We start from the raw sequence: 20,160 nt of genomic DNA, 5'->3' as shown, positions 1-20,160 counted from the left end.
TTGTGAGCTCAACTCAGCCGCGCCTTATTTATGCCAGCCAGATAAAACACCCCATACGGCCGGTATCGCCATCGCGCCTGAAGCTGAAAAAGTTCTCAGGCTCACTGAATGTGCAACGCCCGCCGCCATATATCTGCGTGACGCCTAATGTTTGCAAACGCTGCCTGGCAATGGTGTATAAATCGCCCAGCCACTTATCGCCTTTTGCTGCAAACGCAGACTCGGCCTGGGCATCCTGCGCCATAAATTGCGCCCTCACCTCACTGCCCACTTCAAATGCCTCCGGGCCAATAGCAGGCCCCAGCCAAGCCATCAGTTGATTAGCTGGCACCGGCATGGCAGCGATGGTCGCTTCAATCACGCCATCGCACAAGCTACGCCAGCCAGCGTGTATGGCCGCCACGACCGTACCGTTCTGGTCACATAACAACACAGGCAAACAGTCTGCGGTCATAGTCACGCAAACAACCTGCTTGCGTGCAGTAAAACTAGCATCCGCACTTTCCAGACAAGAGGACAAAGCGGCATCAATCACACGCACACCATGCACCTGGTTCAACCATACCGGCTCACTGGGTAGATAAGTACTCAGCAATTGCCGATTAGCAGCGACGTGCTGTGGATGGTCTTTGACATGATCACCTAAATTCAAGCTGGCATATACGCCTGTACTCACGCCACCATCACGCGTGGTTTGTAGGGCTTTCACATTGGCTGGTGCAGGCCAGTCAGGCGTAATGAATGTCAGGCCGGCCATCACTCGTCCTCATCGCCCCAGTCTTCATCCAGATCGTCCTCGGACTCATCAAAGTCGTCGTCGCCCCAATCTTCGTCATCGTCGCCGATAAACAGGCCATTTTCATCGACATTAAAATCAGGCGGTGGCAACTCCTCTACCGGTTTAACTACGCGCATGGCTTCCAGCAGCTCACGCATATCGTCGGCCAATTCAATCTGCCATTCCATCGGCTCATTGGTCACCGGGTGGATCAAGCCCAATTTAATAGCGTGTAACGCCTGGCGTTTAAAGTTGCCGATCACCTCGCGCAGTTCCGGCGTCATCATTTTGTGCGGGATAATATTGCCGATGCCATACATTGGGTCACCCACCATAGGTGCTTTTAAATGCTGCAAATGCACGCGGATTTGGTGTGTACGGCCAGTTTCGAGGTTACAGCGCAGATAAGTATTGGTGCCAAAGCGCTCGAGAATTTCGTAATGCGTGATGGCCGGGCGGCCGCGACGGATCACCGCCATTTTGGTGCGGTGGTGCGGATGGCGACCAACCGGTTGATCGACCTTGCCGTTACGCCACAACTGGCCCCAGACAATTGCACGGTACTCACGTTTAACCGTACGCGCCTGCAACTGGCGCACCAGACTGGTTTGAGCCTCCAGCGTTTTGGCCACCACCAGCAAGCCGCTAGTATCTTTATCCAGCCGATGTACGATACCTGCACGTGGCACCTCTTTTAAAGCAGGCCAGTGGAACAGCAAAGCGTTGAGCAAAGTACCACTCCAGTTACCGGCGGCCGGATGCACCACCAACCCGGCAGGCTTGTTAATAATGATCAAGGCATCGTCTTCATAGACAACATCCAAGTCAATGTCTTCAGGCTCAAATGCGTTTTCCTGTGCGTTTTTAGGCGGCGTGACGAGCAATTGCTCACCGCCCCAGACTTTGGTTTTAGCCGTTGGCGCCTTGCCATCCAGCAAGACCAGCCCTTCTTTGATCCAAGCCTGTAATCGGCTACGGGAATGATCCGGCAACATTTGCTGCAAAGCCAGATCGAGACGCTGCCCGCCGAGATTGCCAGGAACGACCAGATGTAAGGAGGCGCTTTCTTTCATATTTTCAAACGGCATCAGTTATAATGCCCTGAGTTTCCTTTGATAAAACAACATTAAACAACATGCTTCGCATTTTACCGCTTAACACCCTGTTCACGCGTGCTTTTATTTTAATCACCGCGCTGGCTTTGAGTGCTTGTGCCATTTTCGGCAACCCGAATCCACCGGATGAGACCAAAGGCTGGGCAGAACAACGCCTTTACGCTGCTGGTCAGGAAAAGATGGCCGACAAGAACTACGACAAGGCGATTGAGTATTTCCAGAAGCTTGAAGCGCGTTATCCGCATGGTGCTTATGCCACGCAGGCGCAGTTGGAAGTGGCTTATGCCTACTATAAAAAAACTGAACCGGTGTTGTGTTTATCCGCCGTTGACCGTTTTATCAAGCTGCATCCTAACCACCCTAACCTCGATTACGCCTACTACCTCAAAGGCCTGGCGACATTTAACGAGCGTGGCATTATGGAGAAATACACCAAACAGGAAATCAACGACCGCGACCCGAAAACTTTGCGCGTGTCATTTAACGCATTCAAAGAGTTAGTTGAGCGTTTTCCTACCAGCCGTTATGCCAAAGACTCGACCCAACGCATGGTGTACCTGGTCAATACGCTGGCCATGCACGAAATGCACGTTGCGCGTTACTACATGCAACGTAAAGCCTATGTCGCAGCCCTTAACCGCACCAGATACGTGTTGGAAACTTACCCGAACTCCAGTTCTGTTGAGGATGCATTAGTCACGATGATCAGCGCCTACGACGCCATGGATATGGCTGACCTGAAAGCCGATACATTGCGCATCCTGAAAACCAACTACCCTGAAAACCCAATGATTACCGGCAAGATCAATGAAGATGAAAAGGTCTGGTGGAAGTTCTGGGAAAGCCTGTACTAAGCCTAGCATTCCAACAAAAACGCCAGCATCGCTGGCGTTTTTTATTGCCTCTGTTGGTGAGCCTCACACGCCTTCACTGGCTGCGCCTCAGCGGCAAACGCCTCTCGCTCAAACGGATTGTCATAATACGCATGTCGTCCACACAATAACTGCCACAACCCTGCCAGCAAATAAGCGGGGATAAACAGGACTCCCCAGCGTTCAGCCTGTTTTACATGCACATGCTCGTGCGTACGCAGTTGGTCCAGGACACCAGACGAACAACCGATAATCACATGCCCCAGGGCCATTGCGGCAAATCCGCCATTATGTAACATACGCTTTGCCAGCCAGCCACCATGCACCTCGACCACCCCATGGCGTATGCGTGCCTTAGCCCCCAATGCTATCCAGAGCAAAGCGGCTGCCAAGCCGATCAAGGTCGTTGGCAGTGTCCACAAAAAAACGAGCATGCGTATCATCACAAGTTGCCATCATACAGGCTAACTACAACCTACACTTGGTTGACAGCCGCACTCACCATGCATATCATATGAGAATAATTATCATTACATAAAACAACCCCTCATGTCCGCAGCGGATGCACCTCCCCAACAAGAACTACGTACGTTTTATCACACGCACCACGCCTGGCTGGTCAACTGGTTAAAACGACGCCTGGGTTGCATCCATCATGCGAATGACCTGGCCCATGATACGTTCCTGAAGCTCGTTGCCAAGCCCGCCACACTGACACATATCCAGGAGCCACGTGCCTTTTTAACAACCATGGCACATGGACTGATGGTGGATCAATTTCGTAAAAGCGCCTTAGAGCAAGCCTACCTGGATGCAATCAGGCATTTACCAGCGTCGCTGGCGCCCTCTCCCGAAGAGCATCTTGCTATTCTTGAAATTTTGCTACAGATAGACCAATTATTCCGTGGATTAAAACCGAATGTGCGCAACGCTTTCCTGCTATCGAGGCTAGAGGGACTGACTTATCCTGAAATTGCAGTGCGACTTGGAGTCTCCTTGCGTACTTTGGAAACTTACATGGCGGAGGCACTACGCCATATATTGACCGTGCCACGCGTTTAAAACACCAGCAATTAAATCATGTCCATGTCCACACTCAACGTTCGCCCAATGACTGAACCTAGCCATATCCCCCCTGACATCATGGATGAGTTGATCACCTGGTCAGTCAAGTTAAACTCAGGCACCGCCAGCGATGCTGACCAGCAGCGCTTTCAGGCATGGCGAGACCTTGATCCTATGCATGAGCGCGCCTGGCAAGCACTGCATGCCATGGAACAGGATTTTATGGCTATTCCAGCGCACTCCAAACAGTTAGTAGCCAATACCATTGCGCTTGCCGATGCACAAACCCGCACAGACAAGCAGCGCAAGTCCAAAGTCAAAGCACTGGCGATCTGTGTGGTCACGCTGCTTGGCAGCGCCTTACTGATCCAGCAAGTTTCGCCATGGCAAACGCCACTACACTACTCCACGCACATGGGTCAGCGCGCGGAGTTTACACTGGCAGATGGTACACAACTCGTACTGAATACTAACTCCAGTGTCGATGTGCGCTATTCGTTGTTGAAACGTGAAATTGTGCTCAATCACGGTGAAATCTATCTCATCACTGGCCACGATACAGACGCATGGTTTGGACGTCGTCGTTTCTGGGTCGATACGGCACAGGCGAAGTTTGAAGCCATAGGCACCCGCTTTTCGGTTTACCAGCACGCAAACACCACTCAATTACATGTGGCCGAGGGCGTGGTGGCGATTCGTGTTGCCCAGCAGCCAGAAGTTCGCGCATATGCTAGCGACACCTACCGCATGCAAGGAGTTGCGGCTGCCCCGGTCAAAACCGGGACACAGCATTCTGACCCGATAGCCTGGGTAGAGGGTGTGGTTATCGCCAAACAAATGCGTCTGGAGAGCTTGATGTCCGAACTCGCGCGCTACCAGCCGCTGCCTCTCAGCTATGAAGACGATACCGGCAACCTGACCGTTTCTGGCGTATTCCAGCTCAATCGTGATGATCCAGCCAAGCATGCCTTACAAACGCTCAGCCACACTTTGCCGATTCGCATTACCCGGCAGCACGAGCAATTACTGATCAAGAAAAAATAATTGAAATAAATCTGCGGGTTTTTGCCCAGTTGTTCGGCATAGGGTTATTTCTCTCATTTACACAGAGGTTTAACGCAATGCCCAGGCAATCACATCAACACAAACCATCGCTGCGCAAGCATATTTCAACTGCATTCTATGCGGCATTCATTGCCAGCGTGAGCGGTGGCTTCACGACCGTCTATTCCAACACAGCCTCTGCCGAAGAACATCAGGTCTTTGACTTCAAATTACCGGCTGGCAAACTGGAAGATGCTCTCAATGCGTTGGCAAAACAATCAGCAATCACCCTGACTTTTGATGCAAACCAGGTCAAAGGCAAAACAGTGCCTGCCATCAAACAACTGTTAACGCGTGAGCAAGCGTTACAATTATTACTGAAAGATACCGCTTTAGAAGCCAAACCCACGAATGGCGCCATTATTATTGTGCCAAGGCCAATCGCGGCACATACCGACACCTTACCCGAAGTCAGTGTCAGCGCAAGCCGTTCACGTACAACGAACGCCTTGCCCCAGCCATTTGCAGGCGGCCAGGTTGCAAAAGCCAGCCGCATGGGTATTCTGGGTAATGTGGATATTTTTGAAACGCCGTTTAGCACACAAAGCTACACTGAAGAATTCGTGCTTGACCAACAAGCAAGACGCCTGGCTGATATTATTGCTGCAGATCCTTCTACCCGCAGCGCGATGGCGGAATATGGTGACAGTGAAACCTACCATATTCGCGGGTTCCCTTTATTTACTAACCAGGTTGGCATCAATGGCTTATATGGCATGACCGACCTGCGCCGTATTGCGCCTGATTTTTATGAACGGGTCGATGTATTAAAAGGCCCAGCCTCCATGCTCAATGGCAGCAGCCCATTTGGCGTCACGGGTGGCAATATCAACCTGGTCTCAAAACGCGCTGGCGACACGCCGCTTAATCGTTTCACCGCCAGTTACATTTCAGACAGCCAGTTTGGCGGACATTTAGATTTGGGAAGACGGTTTGGCGAAGACAATGCCTGGGGCGTACGCCTGAATGTGCTGGCACGTGATGGCGATACCCCGATTAGCCGCCAGTCAGACCGCATGCATATTGGCTCGCTGGCAGTGGATTATCGCGGTGAAAAACTCACCGCCAGCTTCGACCTGGCAAGCCAGGATCGTTTAACCCGGGGCTATTCAGCCAATATTACTTATGACACGGGTTTTGCGTTACCGCGTGCCCCACAAAATGATAAAAACTTTGTCAACGACTGGGAGTTCTTTAAAGGCGACTCACATTATTGGATGACAAAATTCGAATACGAATTCACGCCCGCCCTGACCGCTTATATTAACTACGGACAAGCCAAAGGCAATGAAGAATATTTTTATGCGGGCTCACAAGGGCGCCGCATCATCAACAGTGCGGGCGACTTCACCGCACGTGCCGGTGGTTATCGGGGCTGGTATGAGGTTGACACCTACGAGGTCGGTTTGCGTGGCTTTAAGCAACTGGGCAGTGTCAGCAACAATTATGCGCTTGTCTACAACGACTTTAACCGTATCGCTGGCGGTGCTGTAGCACATGCGACGGCACCATATACCGGCAACATCTATCAAAACCCTAACCTGCCCAAACCTACCGTTAACTTTGGCGTGATTCCACAAAACGGCGACTTGCAACTAAACAGCATTGGCCTCATCAACACCTTTGGTTTTGTGCAAGACAATGTGTTGCTCACCTTGGGTGCGCGTCAGCAAACACTTTACAGCGGGATTTTTAACAACGGTGTAAAAAAAGACGCTTATGATGAAAGCAAAGTCACACCAACGAGCGCGCTGCTGATTAAACTCGGCAATTACTCTTTGTATGGCAATTACAGCGAGGGTTTATCTCAAGGCGCCATTGCACCCAGCACAGCGGTCAATCATGACGAACAATTGCCGCCATTTGTCGCCAAGCAACATGAGATTGGCGTCAAATACAATGCAGGCACCTTTGGTGTCACCGCTGCCGTTTTTCAAATTACACAGCCTAATACATATACCACATCCAACCGTTTGGTCGATGACGGCGAGCAACGCAACCGCGGCCTGGAGCTTTCAACGTTTGGCCAGCCCTTGAGTGGATTACGCCTGCTTGGCGGCGTCACTTTCATTGATGCCGAACAAACAAAGACACAAGACGGTATCAACAACGGCAAAGATGCGATTGGCGTGCCGAAAGTCAATGTGGTGATTAACGGTGAATATGATATTTTTGCCGTGCCTGGTCTCTCGCTGACTGGCCGCATTTCTGGCTTTAGCGAAGCACAGGCAAATGCAGGTAATACACAAAGCATCCCAGGCTGGACCACATTTGATGCCGGGGCACGTTATGTCACACATATCTCTGGCAACAAAGTCACCCTGCGCGCCAATGTGATGAACCTGGCTGATAAAAACTACTGGAACTCGGTATCACGCAGTTTTATCACCATGGGCGCACCACGCACCGCGCTACTTTCAGCAACGATAGACTTTTAATGCCACACAAAGGCCTGCCTGGCAGGCCTTTACATCATCTCGCCTGGCACTGGATGGGCAGCATGCGGCCGATTTCCACCGTCAATGCACTACCCTTACCACGGATGGTATTCGGCCCGTTGCTGTAGATAAATCCAGAGCCACTAGGCTGCTGCGGCAAGCTAACTTCACTTTGTGCACGCATCAGCACCGCGCTGGCAGGTTCGGCCACAAAGCGTACGCGCAAGACTTCCCCATTCTGGCAATCAAACACCACGGCCTCAGGGCTTACCAGTGGCGGCTTGGCGGCACAACCTGCAAGCATTAAGCCCAAACACGCATTGATACCAACGACCATCGTCCCACTCATGCTGGCCTCGGTGCACACATAATAATGGCCATGCCCAACATGGCCACTACCACTCCCAGCATATCCCAGCCGGTCGGTTTAATGCCATCTACCAGCCATAACCAGATGATGGCAACGCCGATATAGACACCGCCATAAGCCGCATAGACACGGCCAGCCGCCGTCGGGTGCAAAGTCAGCAGCCAGGCGAACAACGCCAGGCTGAGCGCGGCAGGTACTAATAGCCAGGCACTTTTACCAGTTTTAAGCCATAGATAAGGCAGGTAGCAGCCGACAATTTCAGCCACCGCGGTCAACGCAAATAAAAACAGGGTTTTCAGCAAAAGAATTCCTTTTCCAGACAACTGGCAAACAAGACAGGTTTCATGAATGCTTCTGCTTTAGACGATATTGCAGAACGTATAACACCACCCCAACCACCAGATTCAGGCTGGACTGCAACAAGGGAAGAAACAGAAAAATCAGGCTTCCCTGCGCATCAGGATACATGACCAGCGTTTGCATATAAATCCACGCCACCACACATACCTGGAAGAGACTGAAATTGCGCCATCGTTTCTGGATGTCATTGCGATCAAAGAAATAGCGGCCTGCGAACATAATCACATAGGGCATCACTGTCCATAATGTCATCAGCAACCCAGTACGGTAGCTGAGAAACTGCAAGCCACTGGCGGCATAGATCTCAAAACCAATGGCGGCTAATGCCCCGGCCAGGGCGGTCAGGGTGATGGACAGGTTAATGCGCATAATGACTCAAGAAAGTTGTACCCAACGATAGTTTTTTATTTTACCCGGCGGCAAATCAAATGAACGCGCACCAGACAAGGTAAATGAAGTCCCGGTTGCGACCGACGTGGGCGCATCAATCACCGCGGTCGGTTTGGATTGATCTACCACAATCACATCCACCGTCGCCGGGTCAGACTGATTACCAGCATCATCTTCTACAATCAGCTGAAAACGATGCCTGCCAGGCGGTAAGGGGTTCGACGCATCAATAGTGACTTCAATGGTCGAGGTATTGGTCCTGATTTCCTGCCCGGTCGTAAACTTTGCCATGCCAGCCGCTCCTTTGATTCAACAAACGTGGGAAATTACCTGCCTGACAATGTATGTCAGATTGTCTTCGCGGGCAAGCAAGGCCAACAAGAACAAACGCTTGCAGATTACTCCTGTTCTGAAATCAGCAGTTGATTATGGTCGGTTTTGAGGTAGAAAGTACCGTTCTGGTCGATCTGGATCGCACGTATGCGATAGCCACTCAAGACTGGCTCGGCATAGACCAGCGATGTTCCCTCTTTGCGCACGCGGTACAAGGTGGTATTGCCCATGCCAGCAACAAACAGATCGTTATCCCAGAAATCGTTACGGCCAGTAGAGGGATATTTCACCAGCGGGCCGATACCGATCGAAGGCACAAAGGTCATCGCCGGTTTTTCGTAGCCTTCATGGCTATTGAATTTGTTGCCGTAATAGCCGCTCATGCCGTCGCGCTCGTAGATGGTGCCATAACTGACAATCGGCCAGCCATAATTCTTACCACGTTTGATTAGGTTAATTTCATCACCGCCACGGGGGCCATGATCAGTGAGCCATAGCTCATTGCTTTCACGATCAAAATACAAGCCGCCTGAAGGCGAGCGGAAACCGGAAGCATAGACTTCAGCATTCAGGCGCTGCAAATCAATGCGAACCACTTTGCCTAAGGAGGTCGTTTTGTCCTGCACACGGTCTGGCTTGGAGAAATCCCCCAGGCTGAGGTACAGCGTACGCTCATTCTCCCCTAGCGCCAATTTGCCACCCACCTGGTGGCCTAAAATCGGCTCTTTAATGGCCGGACGGCTGATATAAATCTCGCGGTCAAAACTGACTTCACTATTCTCGATATCAACCTCAAACTCACTCACAGCCAGCCGCACGCCATTGCTTGCCTCATCCCAGGCGGTATAAGCCACATACAGGGTTTTGCCCACCAGCAAAGAATCTTTCACGCCAGACAACTCCCGGCAATACACCAACTGCTTGCTGCTGCTTTCGTCAGCCGAGGTTTCGCCACCAGGGATAAACTTGGCCAAGGGTTTGCCAGGTTTCACCAACTCCATAGTGTCGTTCTGGCGCACAAAAAATACCTCGCCACACTTACTGATAAACAGAAATAGTTTCTTATCCAGCCTCTCAAAAGGGCCGGACGGATACTGATCTTCAAAGGGTAATTTGTATTCCTTGAGGGTTTGCGTACCAAACACCGAGCTGATTCTGGGTGGCTCAGGTGCTTTATTAGCTTCTTTGTCAGCCTCAGCCGCTTCGCTGCCAGATAGCAATAACCTGGGGACAACATCGTCACCGGCCAGCGCGATAACTGGCATGACACAACTGAGACACAAGACAACAACACTGAATGCCCTAAGGGCAGAGGTCGCGATTGAACATCGCTGATTAGAATAATGCAAAACAAGACTCTCCGTTAGCTAGCTTCTTTTCGAGTCCCCCATCCCAAAAAAGTTTATACAGCCTTAAAAAAGTGAATTTAAAACAATTAAAATCAATAATTTATCTATTTTAATTAATGTAATTTGTCACTAAAATTTTTAATAACAAAGCAGAAATCATCACGCCCCAGGCGGCTAATGTCAACTTGATAAACGCTGCAAAGGCATCCTGCTGGCAAACTGCTTGCAAGAAAGAAAATGTATCCTCACAGCCAAAAGCCACCACTGCAAACGCAAAACCTGGCCCCAGGTGCAAAATGCTCAATCCATAAATCAAACCACGTAACAACTCAGACTCCAAACATCCAACAATAAAATACCTTTAATGCAACCGAACGATTCAATCCCTGCCCGCAAGGATTACTGCATGCCTTTAAATATCTGGTAACTACCGCCGGTGTAATTACCTTGAAATGAAGTGGCCCTCACGCCAGCAGCGACTTCCATTTCGAACGGCACGCGCTCATAAGCATAAAAGTAGCGCCCTTTTTGCACGCAACGATCACAAGGGCTATTGTCATAACTATACACGTCAACCTGCGCATCGCCGACCCCCTGGATGCGCTGTTGATGATAGCCGGCAAGAATGACTTTCTCTATCACCACGCCAGGCGTGGTTTTAATCTGCCAGGTGACGGCTTCATAAGACATCAGGCCTAAAATAACTGGTGTTGTCTCATCACTGATATTCACGGTCACTGTGCGCTGATCTCTGCCAGGGCTCAATAATGTCCGACACGCACTCACGGTTGAAGGCTCTGGTTTATCTGCTGACTCACTTATCACCTGGCATTGTGCCCACCATGGTCGCTTATCAGCCGCTTCCGGCAATTGCCCCTGGTAAACCCCTATCACGTGCAAAGCAGCACGCGAAGCTGATTGAGGCTTCACAACAGGCACTTGGGTAATCGTGCTAGGAACAGTACTGCAACAAGCAGCTACCAGCATTGGCACAACTAGCAGATAGCCTAATAATCGACGCTGATTCGTCATTCTTACTCTTTCTGGTCTGCGAACACATATCACTTTCTTACTGCGAGTAAGCTCAGCGATGTCATAAAAAAAGCCCCTGTCGGGGCCACAAGGTTTGAAATAGCCATCCCTGTTTATAAATGAATCACCCAGCTTTGCAATAGCCAGTTTGAGCTATGCCAGATATCCTTAACGCTTGATCGCCAGCACCAGCACACCCACCGCCACCAGTGTTAGGCCCAGCCACTCACGCGCATTTAAGCGCTCGCCTAAAAACAGGCAGGCAAACACCGCAACCAGCACCAGGCTGAGCTTATCGACCGGCGCCACTTTGGAGGCCTCACCGAGCTGTAAGGCACGAAAGTAGCAAATCCACGAACCACCGGTCGCCAGGGCGGATAAGCCGAGAAAAACGAGTGAACGGCTGGGCAGTGCGAAGGGATTGCTCCACTTGCCTGCCAGCCAGACGAACGGAGCCAGCACCAGCGTAATGAGCACTGTGCGAATCAAGGTGGCAAAATCAGAATCTATGCCCTGAATGCCGATCTTGGCAAAAATGGCCGTCAATGCGGCAAAACAGGCTGACAGCAGTGCCCAGAACAACCATTGGCTCACCATAAATGCAACTCCCAATCGTGTGAGATCTCAGTATAACAAGCGCGCCCAATCGCGTTAAAGAAATGACGCTTACGTAGAAATAAAAAAGACCGGCCGCAGCCAGTCTTTTTTTACTTAAGGCAATTATTTGTCGTCGCTACCGATAAAGCGGTAAATCACCGCACCTAACACTGCCCCCACAATAGGTGCCAGCCAGAACAGCCAGAGCTGCGAAATTGCCCAGCCATCGACAAACACCGCGACACCCGTGCTGCGCGCAGGGTTTACCGAGGTATTGGTGACCGGGATAGAAATCAGGTGGATCAAGGTTAAACACAAGCCAATCGCAATCGGCGCAAAGCCTTGTGGTGCACGCTTATCAGTGGCACCCATAATCACAATCAGGAACATCATGGTCATCACCACTTCGCTCACAAACGCTGCCTGCAGGCTGTAGCCTCCTGGTGAATGCGCATCATAGCCATTTGAGGCAAAACCCGCGCTCACATCGAAGCCCGCTTTACCGCTAGCAATCACATACAATACGCCACCGGCCACAATCGCGCCCAATACCTGCGAAACAATATACGGCAGCAATTCTTTGGCCTGAAAACGGCCACCCGCCCATAGCCCGATAGACACGGCCGGGTTGAGGTGGCAACCAGAAATGTGGCCGATGGCAAAGGCCATGGTCAACACAGTTAAACCAAACGCGAGGGATACCCCGAGCAAGCCAATACCGACATCCGGAAAAGCGGCGGCCAGCACCGCACTGCCACAGCCCCCTATCACCAACCAGAATGTGCCGAAAAACTCTGCGACATATTTTTTCATTGCGCCCTCTCCTTTTTTAAATAGCCGATGGTTTGCTCAACGCGTCCAAGCACAGCACGCTGAACGCTCAATATAGCAAACTATCGCCGCTAGCAATGCAATATGTTAAAAAATATTAAACACCCTATTTAAATACAACAAAAGATGCATCACGCATGCTAAAAATTAAAAAGGCCGGCAATTGCCGGCCTTTAAAAATCCCATTAACCATCATATGGTTAATAATCAATCCACATTTTGCCCAATGCGCCACAACACCCCTGATGGGTCGGCAATACAAAAATCACGCATACCCCAGCTTTGCAACTGAATTGGCCATACTTTGACGCCATAGGTCTGAATAATGCCGCTTTCCTGGATTTTGTCCCACCAGGCGTCGACATCCTGCACCAGCAAATGCATCATAAAATTCTCGGCCAGGTTATCCGCACAAAAATCCTGCAACAAAAAGCTCACATGCGCATAATGAAAATAAGCCACACCGCCGCCCTCTGACGCCATGGTAAAGCCCATATCTTTATAAAACTGCTTGGAAAGCTCAAAATTTTTGGAAGGAACAAAGGCTTTGATTTCTGTGACGGTCAGATTAGACATCATGTGGTTTCCCGAATCTTTTTGATGATTAGCTCGCTAGTGTAAACGAATTCTACTTTGAACAAATTATGCCACCTCAACACCCCAGGCCGGGTTCCAGACCACCTCCCACACATGGCCATCCGGATCCTGGAAGTAACCCGCATATCCACCCCAGAATGTCTCGTGTGCGGGTTTAAGTATGTTGGCGCCTGCCGAGACCGCGTGCGCCATCACATGATCGACCTCTTGCGCTGACAACACATTATGCCCCAGCGTAAACTCGGTTGCACTGGCGGGTCCCAACGCCAAACCGGTATCATGGCTCATGCTCTTACGCGGCCATAGCGCCAGCTTCAAACCAGCAGCGAGCTGGATAAACACCACAGTGCCATACTCAAACTCCTGGCCGATAATGCCCTCGGTTTCAAAACCCAGCCCATCACGATAAAAGCATAATGACCGCTCTAAGTCATCTACGCCCAGTGTAATGACACTGATGTACGGCTTCATTGCCAGCCCCTACTGCTTGGGCGCATGCTGACGACTCACTTTTTGGCAAAATGCAGCCGTTTGCGAAGTATCCTCAGGCTCGATATCCGCTTCAAACGCATCCAACTTATTCAGAATCTCTTTTCTGCCCTGGTATTTGCGCTTGAGTTTGGCAAGCTTGTCATCCGTTCCTACACAAGACTGGCAGACAGCCTGATCAATATCGGCCTGCCTGTCTTCATCGTAGCCATATTCTCCACGCCAATGGTCACAGGCCTCGCGCTGTTCCACAAACAGCGTCACGTCCTTGGGCAAGGCATTGCCTGCACTCGCTGCGCTGCAAAAACACAGCAATACAAGTGAATAAATGCTTAAACGGTTAACCATCAACAGGATGCTCCGGTGTGTCGAGGATATATTGGTAAAAACCCAAATCCAGCCAGCGGCCAAATTTGAACCCGGCTTGCCTGATCGTACCAGCATGGGTGAAGCCTAGCCGTTCGTGTAGCGCAATACTGCCCGCATTTTCTACATCAATACCGCCGACCATCACGTGCACCTGATTATCCCTAGCTGCTGCCATCAACTGCTGCATCAGTGCCAGCCCGACGCCCTGCCCTCTGTGCGCTTGATGCACATAGACTGAATGCTCTACCGTATATTTATACGCAGGCCAGGCACGAAACGACCCATAACTGGCAAATCCCAGCAGCACACCCTCATCATTGACTGCACCAATCACCGGAAACCCGTTGATGGCTTTGGCCTCAAACCACGGCAGCATGGCATCGAACACACGAGGTTTGTAATCATACAGCGCCGTTGAATACAGAATCGCATCATTGAAAATATCGAGGATTTGCTGCGCATGCGCCTCATGATTGCAAGCAACAAACTGCAAGTGGCTCTCCCAAACAACACCAGCGCATGTGCGCTGGTTATTTTTGAATCACAGGGAGCCGTATCACGTCCCCCTTCAATAAAGCTTACGCAGGCGTCGCAAACTTCAAGCCGATAATGCCGGCCACAATGAACGCCAGGCTGATCAGCCGTAAAGGATGTGCCGACTCACCTAACAGCACAATGCCAAGGATCACTGTACCAACCGCGCCCACGCCTACCCAAATTGCATAAGCCGTGCCCATAGGCAGCGACTTCATCGCCACCCCGAGTAAACCAAGGCTAATCAACATAGAAAGCACCGTGCCCACCGTCGGCCATACACGCGTAAACCCTTCGGTGTACTTCAGCCCCACTGCCCAGCCAATTTCAAACAATCCTGCAACCACGAGAATGACCCAGTTCATAAACACCTCACAATGACATAGGGCCGTCCCCACTTGAAGAAAGCAGTGAGGTCGTCCCCACGCCATGCGAAGCATATCACCTCAAACGGCATAGGCGAAGTGCGCTTAGGCTAGCTTGCTGAGCACGCGCGTCAATCTATCCAGATTTTGTTCATTGGCTGGCACGACAATATGCCTAACAGCTTCGGCAGTCTCCACATCCGCAAACACTTGCGCCCAACTCACCTCCGTGCCATTGACGACGGCAGTCAGCTTCACAGTCAGTGTAAATAATGGCGCACAAACATGCTCAATCACGATCTTGCTATTCGGCTCAAGCGCAGCAAACACACTTTCATTCGGATAACGCTTACCATCCGGGCCATGCATCACAAATCGCCACTGACCACCCGGCTTAAACTCGAACACTTCAAAGGTATTCGTAAACCCTTCCGGGCCCCACCATTTCGCAAGCAGTTCTGGCATCGCAAAAGCACGGTAAACCGCCGCTGGTGAATAGGGCAACAGCCTAGACGTACGCATTATTCGATCTTCACTAATCATCAGTACCCTCTCCTTCCTGAAAGGATCCTCTTATAAGCCGATATGTGCTCTTAATACCTTCACGACGCCTTCCCCTGCCGTTTTGGCAGCACCTTCGGCAAACTTTTTAGCCACCCCTTTGAATGTTTCCAGTCTTTCTTTATCAGTTTTTTTCTTTTTGGCCTCATCGTAGCCTTTTTTAAAGACTTCGATCTCTGCTGGATCGAACACAGCTGAAAGCACTTCAAACAGGCCGGCCGCACTGACCTTCACAATTTCAGTGTTAAATGAATAATCAAAAATATGCTGATGTATTTTAAGTTGTCCTTGTAGCCAGTTCTTGGCCAGCGAGTCTTCAATAATCAGGCATATTTTCTCCCCTTCCGGCTCCAGGCTAGCTTTACTGAGTGCCGCAAGCAACCGGCCCTGGGCCTGGTCTTCAATACGCCCGCCAAACTTCAAGGCCGCGTCGTATCGGAGTTTTTTCACTTTAGCCACAGGTGTTTTAAGCCGTTCACTCACCGTTTGGTTGCTATAAATTACCAAGGGGGAGCCATCCAAACCATAGGTATCAAGCAAGTGCATCACCAGCGCATCTATATCCGCTTTGGGCATGGAGCCCAAGCCGAATCTTAAATAATTACTTAAAAAATCTTTTTCGAATGTGCTCATGCGCCGTGTATTCCAAAATGGTTAGAAATAAGTATCCAACAAAAAATTTCGATTTTATTTAACCTTACCTCTATAATTCAATAGAAAATATTTTTTATTATTAATCCATAGAGTAAGTCTTTTTTAGAGCACCTTAAATAAGGAGAGCTTATGGATAATTCACCTTCTCAATCGTCGCCAAAGTTATTTCCCTCTATCACCGAGCGGCTGCACCGCCTGCATTACAGCCTGCGCACTGAGGCGTCTTATATAGCGTGGATTAAACGCTATATCCTGTTCCATGACAAGCGGCACCCACGTGACATGGGTGCGATTGAAGTGGCCGCATTTTTAAGCCATTTGGCGATTGATAAGCAGGTGGCGGCCAGCACGCAAAGCCAGGCGAAAAGTGCGTTGCTGTTTTTGTATGACGAGGTGCTGGGGCAAACATTGCCAACGCTTGAAAATGTCACCAAAGTGGTGGCAAAAAAGCAATTGCCGGTGGTGCTAAGCACACAAGAAGTACAGGCGATACTTTCGCGGCTGGATGGCAATATGTGGTTATTGGTGAGTTTGCTGTATGGCAGCGGTTTGCGGGTGATGGAGTGCTTGCGTTTACGGGTGGCAGATATTGATTTTGCCAAGCTGGAAATTTTTGTACGCGATGCGCAAGGTCACAAAAACCGCATCACGATACTGCCTGCCAGTATGGTGAATCCTTTAAAAGCGCATTTACAATCAGTCGCGGCTTTGCATGCAGCCGATTTAGCTAAAGGCTTTGGTGAGGCGTGGATGCCAGCAGGCCTGGCAAAAAAATATCCGGATGCAGGCAAGAATTGGGCGTGGCAGTATGTGTTTCCATCAAGCAGGTTGTCGGTCGAGCAGCAGTCCGGCGCTGTGCACCGCCATCACGCCGATGAAAAGCCGATACAGCGTGCAGTGAAAAAAGTGGCTACGCAGGCTGGCATTAAGAAGGAGGTGTCGCCCAACACCTTGCGCCATAGTTTTGCGACGCATTTACTGGAGGGCGGCTATGATATTCGTACAGTGCAAGCACTACTTGGACATGCAGATGTCTCAACTACCATGATTTACACGCATGTGCTTAACAAGGGCGGACGGGCCGTGAGTAGCCCGCTAGATGTGACTTAAAACCAGTATTTTGGATAGCTCCCCTCACGCGTGAGGTTGTTATATATCAGCGCAACAACGGTGATGACAATGGCACCAAACAGGGTGGGAAACCACAAAAACTGCCAGCTAATGGCACCCTGGCTGGCAATCAACCAGACAATGACTGGATTGGAGCCTGCGGGAGGATGCACGGTCCGGGTGAACATCATGGCCGCAATCGCAAGGCCTACCGCAATCCCTAGCGCCCACCAACCAACGCCCAGTTGAGACACGACCAGCAGACCGATCAACGAACTTAAAAAGTGGCCGCCAATCACATTGCGTGGCTGGGCAAACGGTGCATCCGGGTAAGCAAACAAAATGACGCATGACGCGCCAAATGACCCCAGCACCAGCAACTGATCTAGCCGTGCACTCATCAGCGCGGCAATACTGATGGCAATCATGCCGCCCAACCCAGCCATGAGGATGGCTTTGGCAGTGAACTTTGGCGGCAATGCCGCGTGCTCACCAGCAAGTTTATCTAACAGCTTCATGTTCTCTCCCTGAGATGTTGTCGTGGACTACTCGTCCGCAATGTTGCCAGAAAGAGAGCCTGCCCTGCAAGGATAGGTTAAGCCGCCGATGAATATTGGTTAAGCCCGATCAGCTGCGCAAACTGATCTGCGGGCATAGGCTTACCGAATAACTCGCCCTGCCCTTCTTCACAGCGTTTGGCGCGCAAATATTCATATTGCGGCTGGGTCTCTATGCCTTCAGCAATCGCTTGCAGGTCGAATGCATGCGCAATGTCCAGCGTCGCGCTGACCACGGAATCGTCTTTCTTTTGCTCCAGCATGCCTTGCACAAAGCTGCGGTCAATTTTAATACGCGTCAGTGGATAGGTTTTGAGCAGGCTGAGCGATGCGTATCCGGTACCAAAATCATCAAACGCAATGCCAACGCCATAGGCTTTCAGCCGGTGCAGAATATTCAGCACCACCTCATCGCCATCAAGGGCAATATTTTCTGTCACTTCTAGCTCTAGCGCAGAAGGCGGCAGACCATGCCTCACCAGCGTGGAGACCACCTCGGCATATAAATCCCCCGCCTGGAACTGCGCACCAAACAGGTTGACGCCGATACGCAACTCAGCGCCTGTATGCCTGCGCCAATAAGCCACTTGCGCACAGGCCTCATCCAGCACCCAGGCGCCAACGGTGGCAGCTAGCGTGCCATTTTCAAGCGCGGGTAAAAACGAAATCGGGGCCAGGATGCCCCGCTTGGGGTGACGCCAGCGGATCAATGCCTCAGCGCCCGTCACCGTGCCGGTCGTCAGGTTCACTTGGGGCTGGTAATAGAGCAGGAATTCTCCTTCATTCACTGCGCGATACAGTTCCATGGCATACAATCGCCTGGCGACGGCCTCCAGGCGCAATACTGGGCTGAACACACAGGCACGCCCTCGCCCCATGGCTTTGGCTTTAAATAAGGCCAGGTCAGCATCACTGACCAATTCCAGGGTTTCGTGTGCATGCACAGGTGCCAGCGCCACGCCGCAACTGGCAATCACACGCACTTCGTCTTCATGCATCACGATCGGCTGTGCAATCAGGTTAATGGCCTGCTCTGCAAGCGCTAGCGCGTACTCAGGGCTGGCGACATCCAGTAACACAATCGCAAATTCGTCGCCACCTATGCGTGCCACCACGCCTGCTGCACCCACCATCTCGCTCAGGCGGCGAGCCATTTCCTTAAGAAGGTTATCGCCGCAGGCATGACCCAAGGTGTCATTGATATCTTTAAAGCTATCCAGGTCAATCATGAGTACTGCAATCGGGATATTGGCAACAATCGCGTCTTCGACGACGCGATAATACCTGGCGCGGTTCGCCAGGCCAGTCAATGGATCCACCGTGTTCTGCTGATCCGTTTCAGGCTCGGCCAATCGCTGTGCAGTAATATCTTTCAGGATGACCTCAAAGCGCATTTCACCATCGGCTTTCCAGCCAAACAGCGAGAAGCCCAGTTGAAACTCACCGCCGCCTTTACGTAAACCGCGTGCTTCAAAAGACATATCCAAGTCATCAAGGGACCCGGCCGTTACTGCACGCGAGACCATGTCGCGAAACGCTGCGCGGTCACGTTCGACCAGCAGCATTTCAACCGGCTGCCCAATACCTTCAGCCAGGCTATAACCATGAGATTGTGCGGCAGCCGTGTTCCAGGCCGTGATCTGGCCGTGGTCATTAAACCAGACCACAGGTGTAGAAGAATGCCCGGCATAAGAGGCAAAATCAGGGCGGGAGCGATTGGTCTGGGTTTCAATGCGCTTGAGCTCCAGCCGGTCTGAGACCATCTGTGCCAGTTCCTGCAAGCGACGTTGATCATCAGGAGAAAAGTCAAAACGCGGCCGACTATCCACCACACATAAGGCCCCTAGCGCCAGGCCATCGGGCGAGAGTAAACGGACGCCGGCATAAAACCGCAATTGCGCCTCGCCAGTGACCAGCGGATTATCATGAAAGCGCTCATCCTGCCTGGCATCAGGTACCACCATCACTTCCACCTGGTTAATGGCATGGGCACAAAAAGAGACATCACGCCGCATATCGACTTCACCGACACCGGTGACTGCGGCAAAAAAGACATGGTCACTGCCTATCATATTGACGGCAGCCACCGGCATATCAAACATACGGGCAGCAATCTGGACCACGGGGTCCAGGCTTTTCACCAACCCTTCACTATTTAAACCATGGTCATACAAGGCTTGCAACCTTGATTGTTCATTGGCCAGGATGGCAGGGCACTTCATCACAATCTCCTTATCTGAGAGCTTTTGACTGATGTCTTGATGGTCTAATGTAGCGCCTTAATTTAGCA

Annotated in this window: 26 protein-coding genes; 5 read left to right on the top strand and 21 right to left on the bottom strand. The window is 51.1% G+C overall.

The features are described from left to right. Positions 1-28: 28 nt before the first annotated feature. Together pgeF and rluD are read right to left on the bottom strand one after the other, a co-directional pair. Positions 29-757: a peptidoglycan editing factor PgeF gene (pgeF, locus tag INP79_RS06915; protein ID WP_194753470.1), complete on the bottom strand. Its 729-nt coding sequence runs from the start codon at positions 755-757 to the stop codon at positions 29-31. Then, positions 757-1,866: a 23S rRNA pseudouridine(1911/1915/1917) synthase RluD gene (gene rluD / locus INP79_RS06910; RefSeq protein WP_194753469.1), complete on the bottom strand. Its 1,110-nt coding sequence runs from the start codon at positions 1,864-1,866 to the stop codon at positions 757-759. Before rluD ends, pgeF begins: the two co-directional genes overlap by 1 nt. Positions 1,867-1,913: 47 nt before the next feature. On the opposite strand from rluD, the gene INP79_RS06905 reads away from it, so the two are divergent. After that, entirely contained in the window at positions 1,914-2,747 is an 834-nt protein-coding gene (locus INP79_RS06905; RefSeq protein WP_194741836.1) for an outer membrane protein assembly factor BamD, read from the top strand. Positions 2,748-2,788: 41 nt separating this feature from the next. On the opposite strand, the gene INP79_RS06900 is transcribed toward INP79_RS06905, so the two are convergent. Continuing rightward, positions 2,789-3,199, bottom strand: coding sequence for a hypothetical protein (locus INP79_RS06900; protein WP_228519750.1), 411 nt, complete (start codon positions 3,197-3,199; stop codon positions 2,789-2,791). Between the two features lie 115 nt (positions 3,200-3,314). Here INP79_RS06900 and INP79_RS06895 point away from each other — a divergent pair, with 115 nt between their 5' ends. The 3 genes from INP79_RS06895 (at position 3,315) to INP79_RS06885 (ending at position 7,372) form a co-directional block, all read left to right on the top strand. Continuing rightward, positions 3,315-3,827 (top strand): sigma-70 family RNA polymerase sigma factor, encoded by a 513-nt coding sequence (locus INP79_RS06895; protein WP_194753468.1) that lies wholly within the window; start codon positions 3,315-3,317, stop codon positions 3,825-3,827. 18 nt (positions 3,828-3,845) lie between these two features. After that, positions 3,846-4,874, top strand: a complete 1,029-nt coding sequence (locus tag INP79_RS06890) for a FecR domain-containing protein (protein WP_228519749.1) — start codon at positions 3,846-3,848, stop codon at positions 4,872-4,874. A gap of 77 nt (positions 4,875-4,951) precedes the next feature. Further along, a complete protein-coding gene (locus tag INP79_RS06885) occupies positions 4,952-7,372 on the top strand; it encodes a TonB-dependent receptor (RefSeq protein ID WP_194753467.1) in 2,421 nt (806 codons plus the stop codon). A gap of 34 nt (positions 7,373-7,406) precedes the next feature. Here INP79_RS06885 and INP79_RS06880 read toward each other — a convergent pair whose 3' ends face one another. The 16 genes from INP79_RS06880 to INP79_RS06805 all read right to left on the bottom strand — a co-directional run bounded on the left by INP79_RS06880 (position 7,407) and on the right by INP79_RS06805 (position 16,182). Further along, a complete protein-coding gene (locus INP79_RS06880; protein WP_228519748.1) occupies positions 7,407-7,721 on the bottom strand; it encodes an MliC family protein in 315 nt (104 codons plus the stop codon). Next, complete coding sequence (locus tag INP79_RS06875; RefSeq protein ID WP_370583244.1) at positions 7,718-8,050, bottom strand: YnfA family protein; 333 nt, start codon at positions 8,048-8,050, stop codon at positions 7,718-7,720. The genes INP79_RS06880 and INP79_RS06875 overlap by 4 nt, the downstream gene beginning before the upstream one ends. Before the next feature lie 34 nt (positions 8,051-8,084). Continuing rightward, complete coding sequence (locus INP79_RS06870) at positions 8,085-8,471, bottom strand: hypothetical protein (protein WP_194753465.1); 387 nt, start codon at positions 8,469-8,471, stop codon at positions 8,085-8,087. Positions 8,472-8,477: 6 nt separating this feature from the next. Then, positions 8,478-8,783, bottom strand: a complete 306-nt coding sequence (locus tag INP79_RS06865) for a hypothetical protein (protein WP_194753464.1) — start codon at positions 8,781-8,783, stop codon at positions 8,478-8,480. A 107-nt stretch (positions 8,784-8,890) separates the two neighbouring features. Continuing rightward, on the bottom strand, positions 8,891-10,090 hold the full coding sequence (locus INP79_RS06860) for a PQQ-dependent sugar dehydrogenase (RefSeq protein WP_194753463.1): 1,200 nt from the start codon (positions 10,088-10,090) through the stop codon (positions 8,891-8,893). Positions 10,091-10,283: 193 nt separating this feature from the next. Then, positions 10,284-10,502 (bottom strand): hypothetical protein, encoded by a 219-nt coding sequence (locus INP79_RS06855; RefSeq protein WP_228519747.1) that lies wholly within the window; start codon positions 10,500-10,502, stop codon positions 10,284-10,286. Positions 10,503-10,573: 71 nt separating this feature from the next. Continuing rightward, positions 10,574-11,206: a hypothetical protein gene (locus INP79_RS06850; protein ID WP_194753461.1), complete on the bottom strand. Its 633-nt coding sequence runs from the start codon at positions 11,204-11,206 to the stop codon at positions 10,574-10,576. Between the two features lie 168 nt (positions 11,207-11,374). Continuing rightward, positions 11,375-11,803, bottom strand: coding sequence for an EamA family transporter (locus INP79_RS06845; protein ID WP_194753460.1), 429 nt, complete (start codon positions 11,801-11,803; stop codon positions 11,375-11,377). A gap of 123 nt (positions 11,804-11,926) precedes the next feature. Next, a complete protein-coding gene (gene aqpZ, locus INP79_RS06840) occupies positions 11,927-12,616 on the bottom strand; it encodes an aquaporin Z (protein WP_194753459.1) in 690 nt (229 codons plus the stop codon). A gap of 225 nt (positions 12,617-12,841) precedes the next feature. Beyond that, positions 12,842-13,213 carry a VOC family protein gene (locus INP79_RS06835; protein ID WP_228519746.1) on the bottom strand — a complete coding sequence of 124 codons (372 nt, stop codon included), beginning with the start codon at positions 13,211-13,213 and terminating at the stop codon, positions 12,842-12,844. A gap of 63 nt (positions 13,214-13,276) precedes the next feature. Continuing rightward, complete coding sequence (locus tag INP79_RS06830) at positions 13,277-13,702, bottom strand: VOC family protein (RefSeq protein ID WP_194753458.1); 426 nt, start codon at positions 13,700-13,702, stop codon at positions 13,277-13,279. A 9-nt stretch (positions 13,703-13,711) separates the two neighbouring features. Next, positions 13,712-14,068 carry a hypothetical protein gene (locus tag INP79_RS06825; RefSeq protein WP_194753457.1) on the bottom strand — a complete coding sequence of 119 codons (357 nt, stop codon included), beginning with the start codon at positions 14,066-14,068 and terminating at the stop codon, positions 13,712-13,714. Further along, positions 14,061-14,582: a GNAT family N-acetyltransferase gene (locus tag INP79_RS06820; RefSeq protein WP_194753456.1), complete on the bottom strand. Its 522-nt coding sequence runs from the start codon at positions 14,580-14,582 to the stop codon at positions 14,061-14,063. Before INP79_RS06820 ends, INP79_RS06825 begins: the two co-directional genes overlap by 8 nt. An 85-nt stretch (positions 14,583-14,667) precedes the next feature. Further along, entirely contained in the window at positions 14,668-14,988 is a 321-nt protein-coding gene (gene sugE / locus INP79_RS06815; RefSeq protein WP_194753455.1) for a quaternary ammonium compound efflux SMR transporter SugE, read from the bottom strand. A gap of 105 nt (positions 14,989-15,093) precedes the next feature. After that, on the bottom strand, positions 15,094-15,510 hold the full coding sequence (locus INP79_RS06810) for an SRPBCC family protein (RefSeq protein ID WP_228519745.1): 417 nt from the start codon (positions 15,508-15,510) through the stop codon (positions 15,094-15,096). A 51-nt stretch (positions 15,511-15,561) separates the two neighbouring features. Continuing rightward, positions 15,562-16,182 (bottom strand): hypothetical protein, encoded by a 621-nt coding sequence (locus INP79_RS06805; RefSeq protein ID WP_194753453.1) that lies wholly within the window; start codon positions 16,180-16,182, stop codon positions 15,562-15,564. A 150-nt stretch (positions 16,183-16,332) separates the two neighbouring features. Between INP79_RS06805 and INP79_RS06800 the strand changes: the two genes are divergently transcribed. Continuing rightward, complete coding sequence (locus tag INP79_RS06800) at positions 16,333-17,313, top strand: integron integrase (protein ID WP_194753452.1); 981 nt, start codon at positions 16,333-16,335, stop codon at positions 17,311-17,313. Here the strand turns inward: INP79_RS06800 and INP79_RS06795 are convergent. Together INP79_RS06795 and INP79_RS06790 are read right to left on the bottom strand one after the other, a co-directional pair. Further along, positions 17,310-17,831, bottom strand: a complete 522-nt coding sequence (locus tag INP79_RS06795; RefSeq protein ID WP_194753451.1) for an HPP family protein — start codon at positions 17,829-17,831, stop codon at positions 17,310-17,312. The genes INP79_RS06800 and INP79_RS06795 overlap by 4 nt on opposite strands. A 77-nt stretch (positions 17,832-17,908) precedes the next feature. After that, on the bottom strand, positions 17,909-20,092 hold the full coding sequence (locus INP79_RS06790) for a bifunctional diguanylate cyclase/phosphodiesterase (RefSeq protein ID WP_194753450.1): 2,184 nt from the start codon (positions 20,090-20,092) through the stop codon (positions 17,909-17,911). Between the last annotated feature and the right edge of the window lie 68 nt (positions 20,093-20,160).

Source organism: Methylophilus sp. QUAN, assembly GCF_015354445.1.
Taxonomy (GTDB): domain Bacteria; phylum Pseudomonadota; class Gammaproteobacteria; order Burkholderiales; family Methylophilaceae; genus Methylophilus.
This window is presented reverse-complemented; position numbering and strand designations above follow the sequence as displayed.

Coding starts and splice junctions, on each gene's coding strand:
- INP79_RS06830 (WP_194753458.1), bottom strand. CDS start 13,702: ATGAAGCCGTACATCAGTGTCATTACACTGGGCGTAGATGACTTAGAG.
- INP79_RS06870 (WP_194753465.1), bottom strand. CDS start 8,471: ATGCGCATTAACCTGTCCATCACCCTGACCGCCCTGGCCGGGGCATTA.
- INP79_RS06810 (WP_228519745.1), bottom strand. CDS start 15,510: ATGCGTACGTCTAGGCTGTTGCCCTATTCACCAGCGGCGGTTTACCGT.
- sugE (WP_194753455.1), bottom strand. CDS start 14,988: ATGAACTGGGTCATTCTCGTGGTTGCAGGATTGTTTGAAATTGGCTGG.
- rluD (WP_194753469.1), bottom strand. CDS start 1,866: ATGCCGTTTGAAAATATGAAAGAAAGCGCCTCCTTACATCTGGTCGTT.
- INP79_RS06885 (WP_194753467.1), top strand. CDS start 4,952: ATGCCCAGGCAATCACATCAACACAAACCATCGCTGCGCAAGCATATT.
- INP79_RS06880 (WP_228519748.1), bottom strand. CDS start 7,721: ATGAGTGGGACGATGGTCGTTGGTATCAATGCGTGTTTGGGCTTAATG.
- INP79_RS06905 (WP_194741836.1), top strand. CDS start 1,914: ATGCTTCGCATTTTACCGCTTAACACCCTGTTCACGCGTGCTTTTATT.
- INP79_RS06805 (WP_194753453.1), bottom strand. CDS start 16,182: ATGAGCACATTCGAAAAAGATTTTTTAAGTAATTATTTAAGATTCGGC.
- INP79_RS06860 (WP_194753463.1), bottom strand. CDS start 10,090: ATGCCAGTTATCGCGCTGGCCGGTGACGATGTTGTCCCCAGGTTATTG.
- INP79_RS06895 (WP_194753468.1), top strand. CDS start 3,315: ATGTCCGCAGCGGATGCACCTCCCCAACAAGAACTACGTACGTTTTAT.
- INP79_RS06890 (WP_228519749.1), top strand. CDS start 3,846: ATGTCCATGTCCACACTCAACGTTCGCCCAATGACTGAACCTAGCCAT.
- INP79_RS06845 (WP_194753460.1), bottom strand. CDS start 11,803: ATGGTGAGCCAATGGTTGTTCTGGGCACTGCTGTCAGCCTGTTTTGCC.
- INP79_RS06800 (WP_194753452.1), top strand. CDS start 16,333: ATGGATAATTCACCTTCTCAATCGTCGCCAAAGTTATTTCCCTCTATC.
- pgeF (WP_194753470.1), bottom strand. CDS start 757: ATGGCCGGCCTGACATTCATTACGCCTGACTGGCCTGCACCAGCCAAT.
- INP79_RS06900 (WP_228519750.1), bottom strand. CDS start 3,199: ATGCTCGTTTTTTTGTGGACACTGCCAACGACCTTGATCGGCTTGGCA.
- INP79_RS06850 (WP_194753461.1), bottom strand. CDS start 11,206: ATGACGAATCAGCGTCGATTATTAGGCTATCTGCTAGTTGTGCCAATG.
- INP79_RS06795 (WP_194753451.1), bottom strand. CDS start 17,831: ATGAAGCTGTTAGATAAACTTGCTGGTGAGCACGCGGCATTGCCGCCA.
- INP79_RS06790 (WP_194753450.1), bottom strand. CDS start 20,092: ATGAAGTGCCCTGCCATCCTGGCCAATGAACAATCAAGGTTGCAAGCC.
- INP79_RS06865 (WP_194753464.1), bottom strand. CDS start 8,783: ATGGCAAAGTTTACGACCGGGCAGGAAATCAGGACCAATACCTCGACC.
- INP79_RS06835 (WP_228519746.1), bottom strand. CDS start 13,213: ATGATGTCTAATCTGACCGTCACAGAAATCAAAGCCTTTGTTCCTTCC.
- INP79_RS06825 (WP_194753457.1), bottom strand. CDS start 14,068: ATGGTTAACCGTTTAAGCATTTATTCACTTGTATTGCTGTGTTTTTGC.
- aqpZ (WP_194753459.1), bottom strand. CDS start 12,616: ATGAAAAAATATGTCGCAGAGTTTTTCGGCACATTCTGGTTGGTGATA.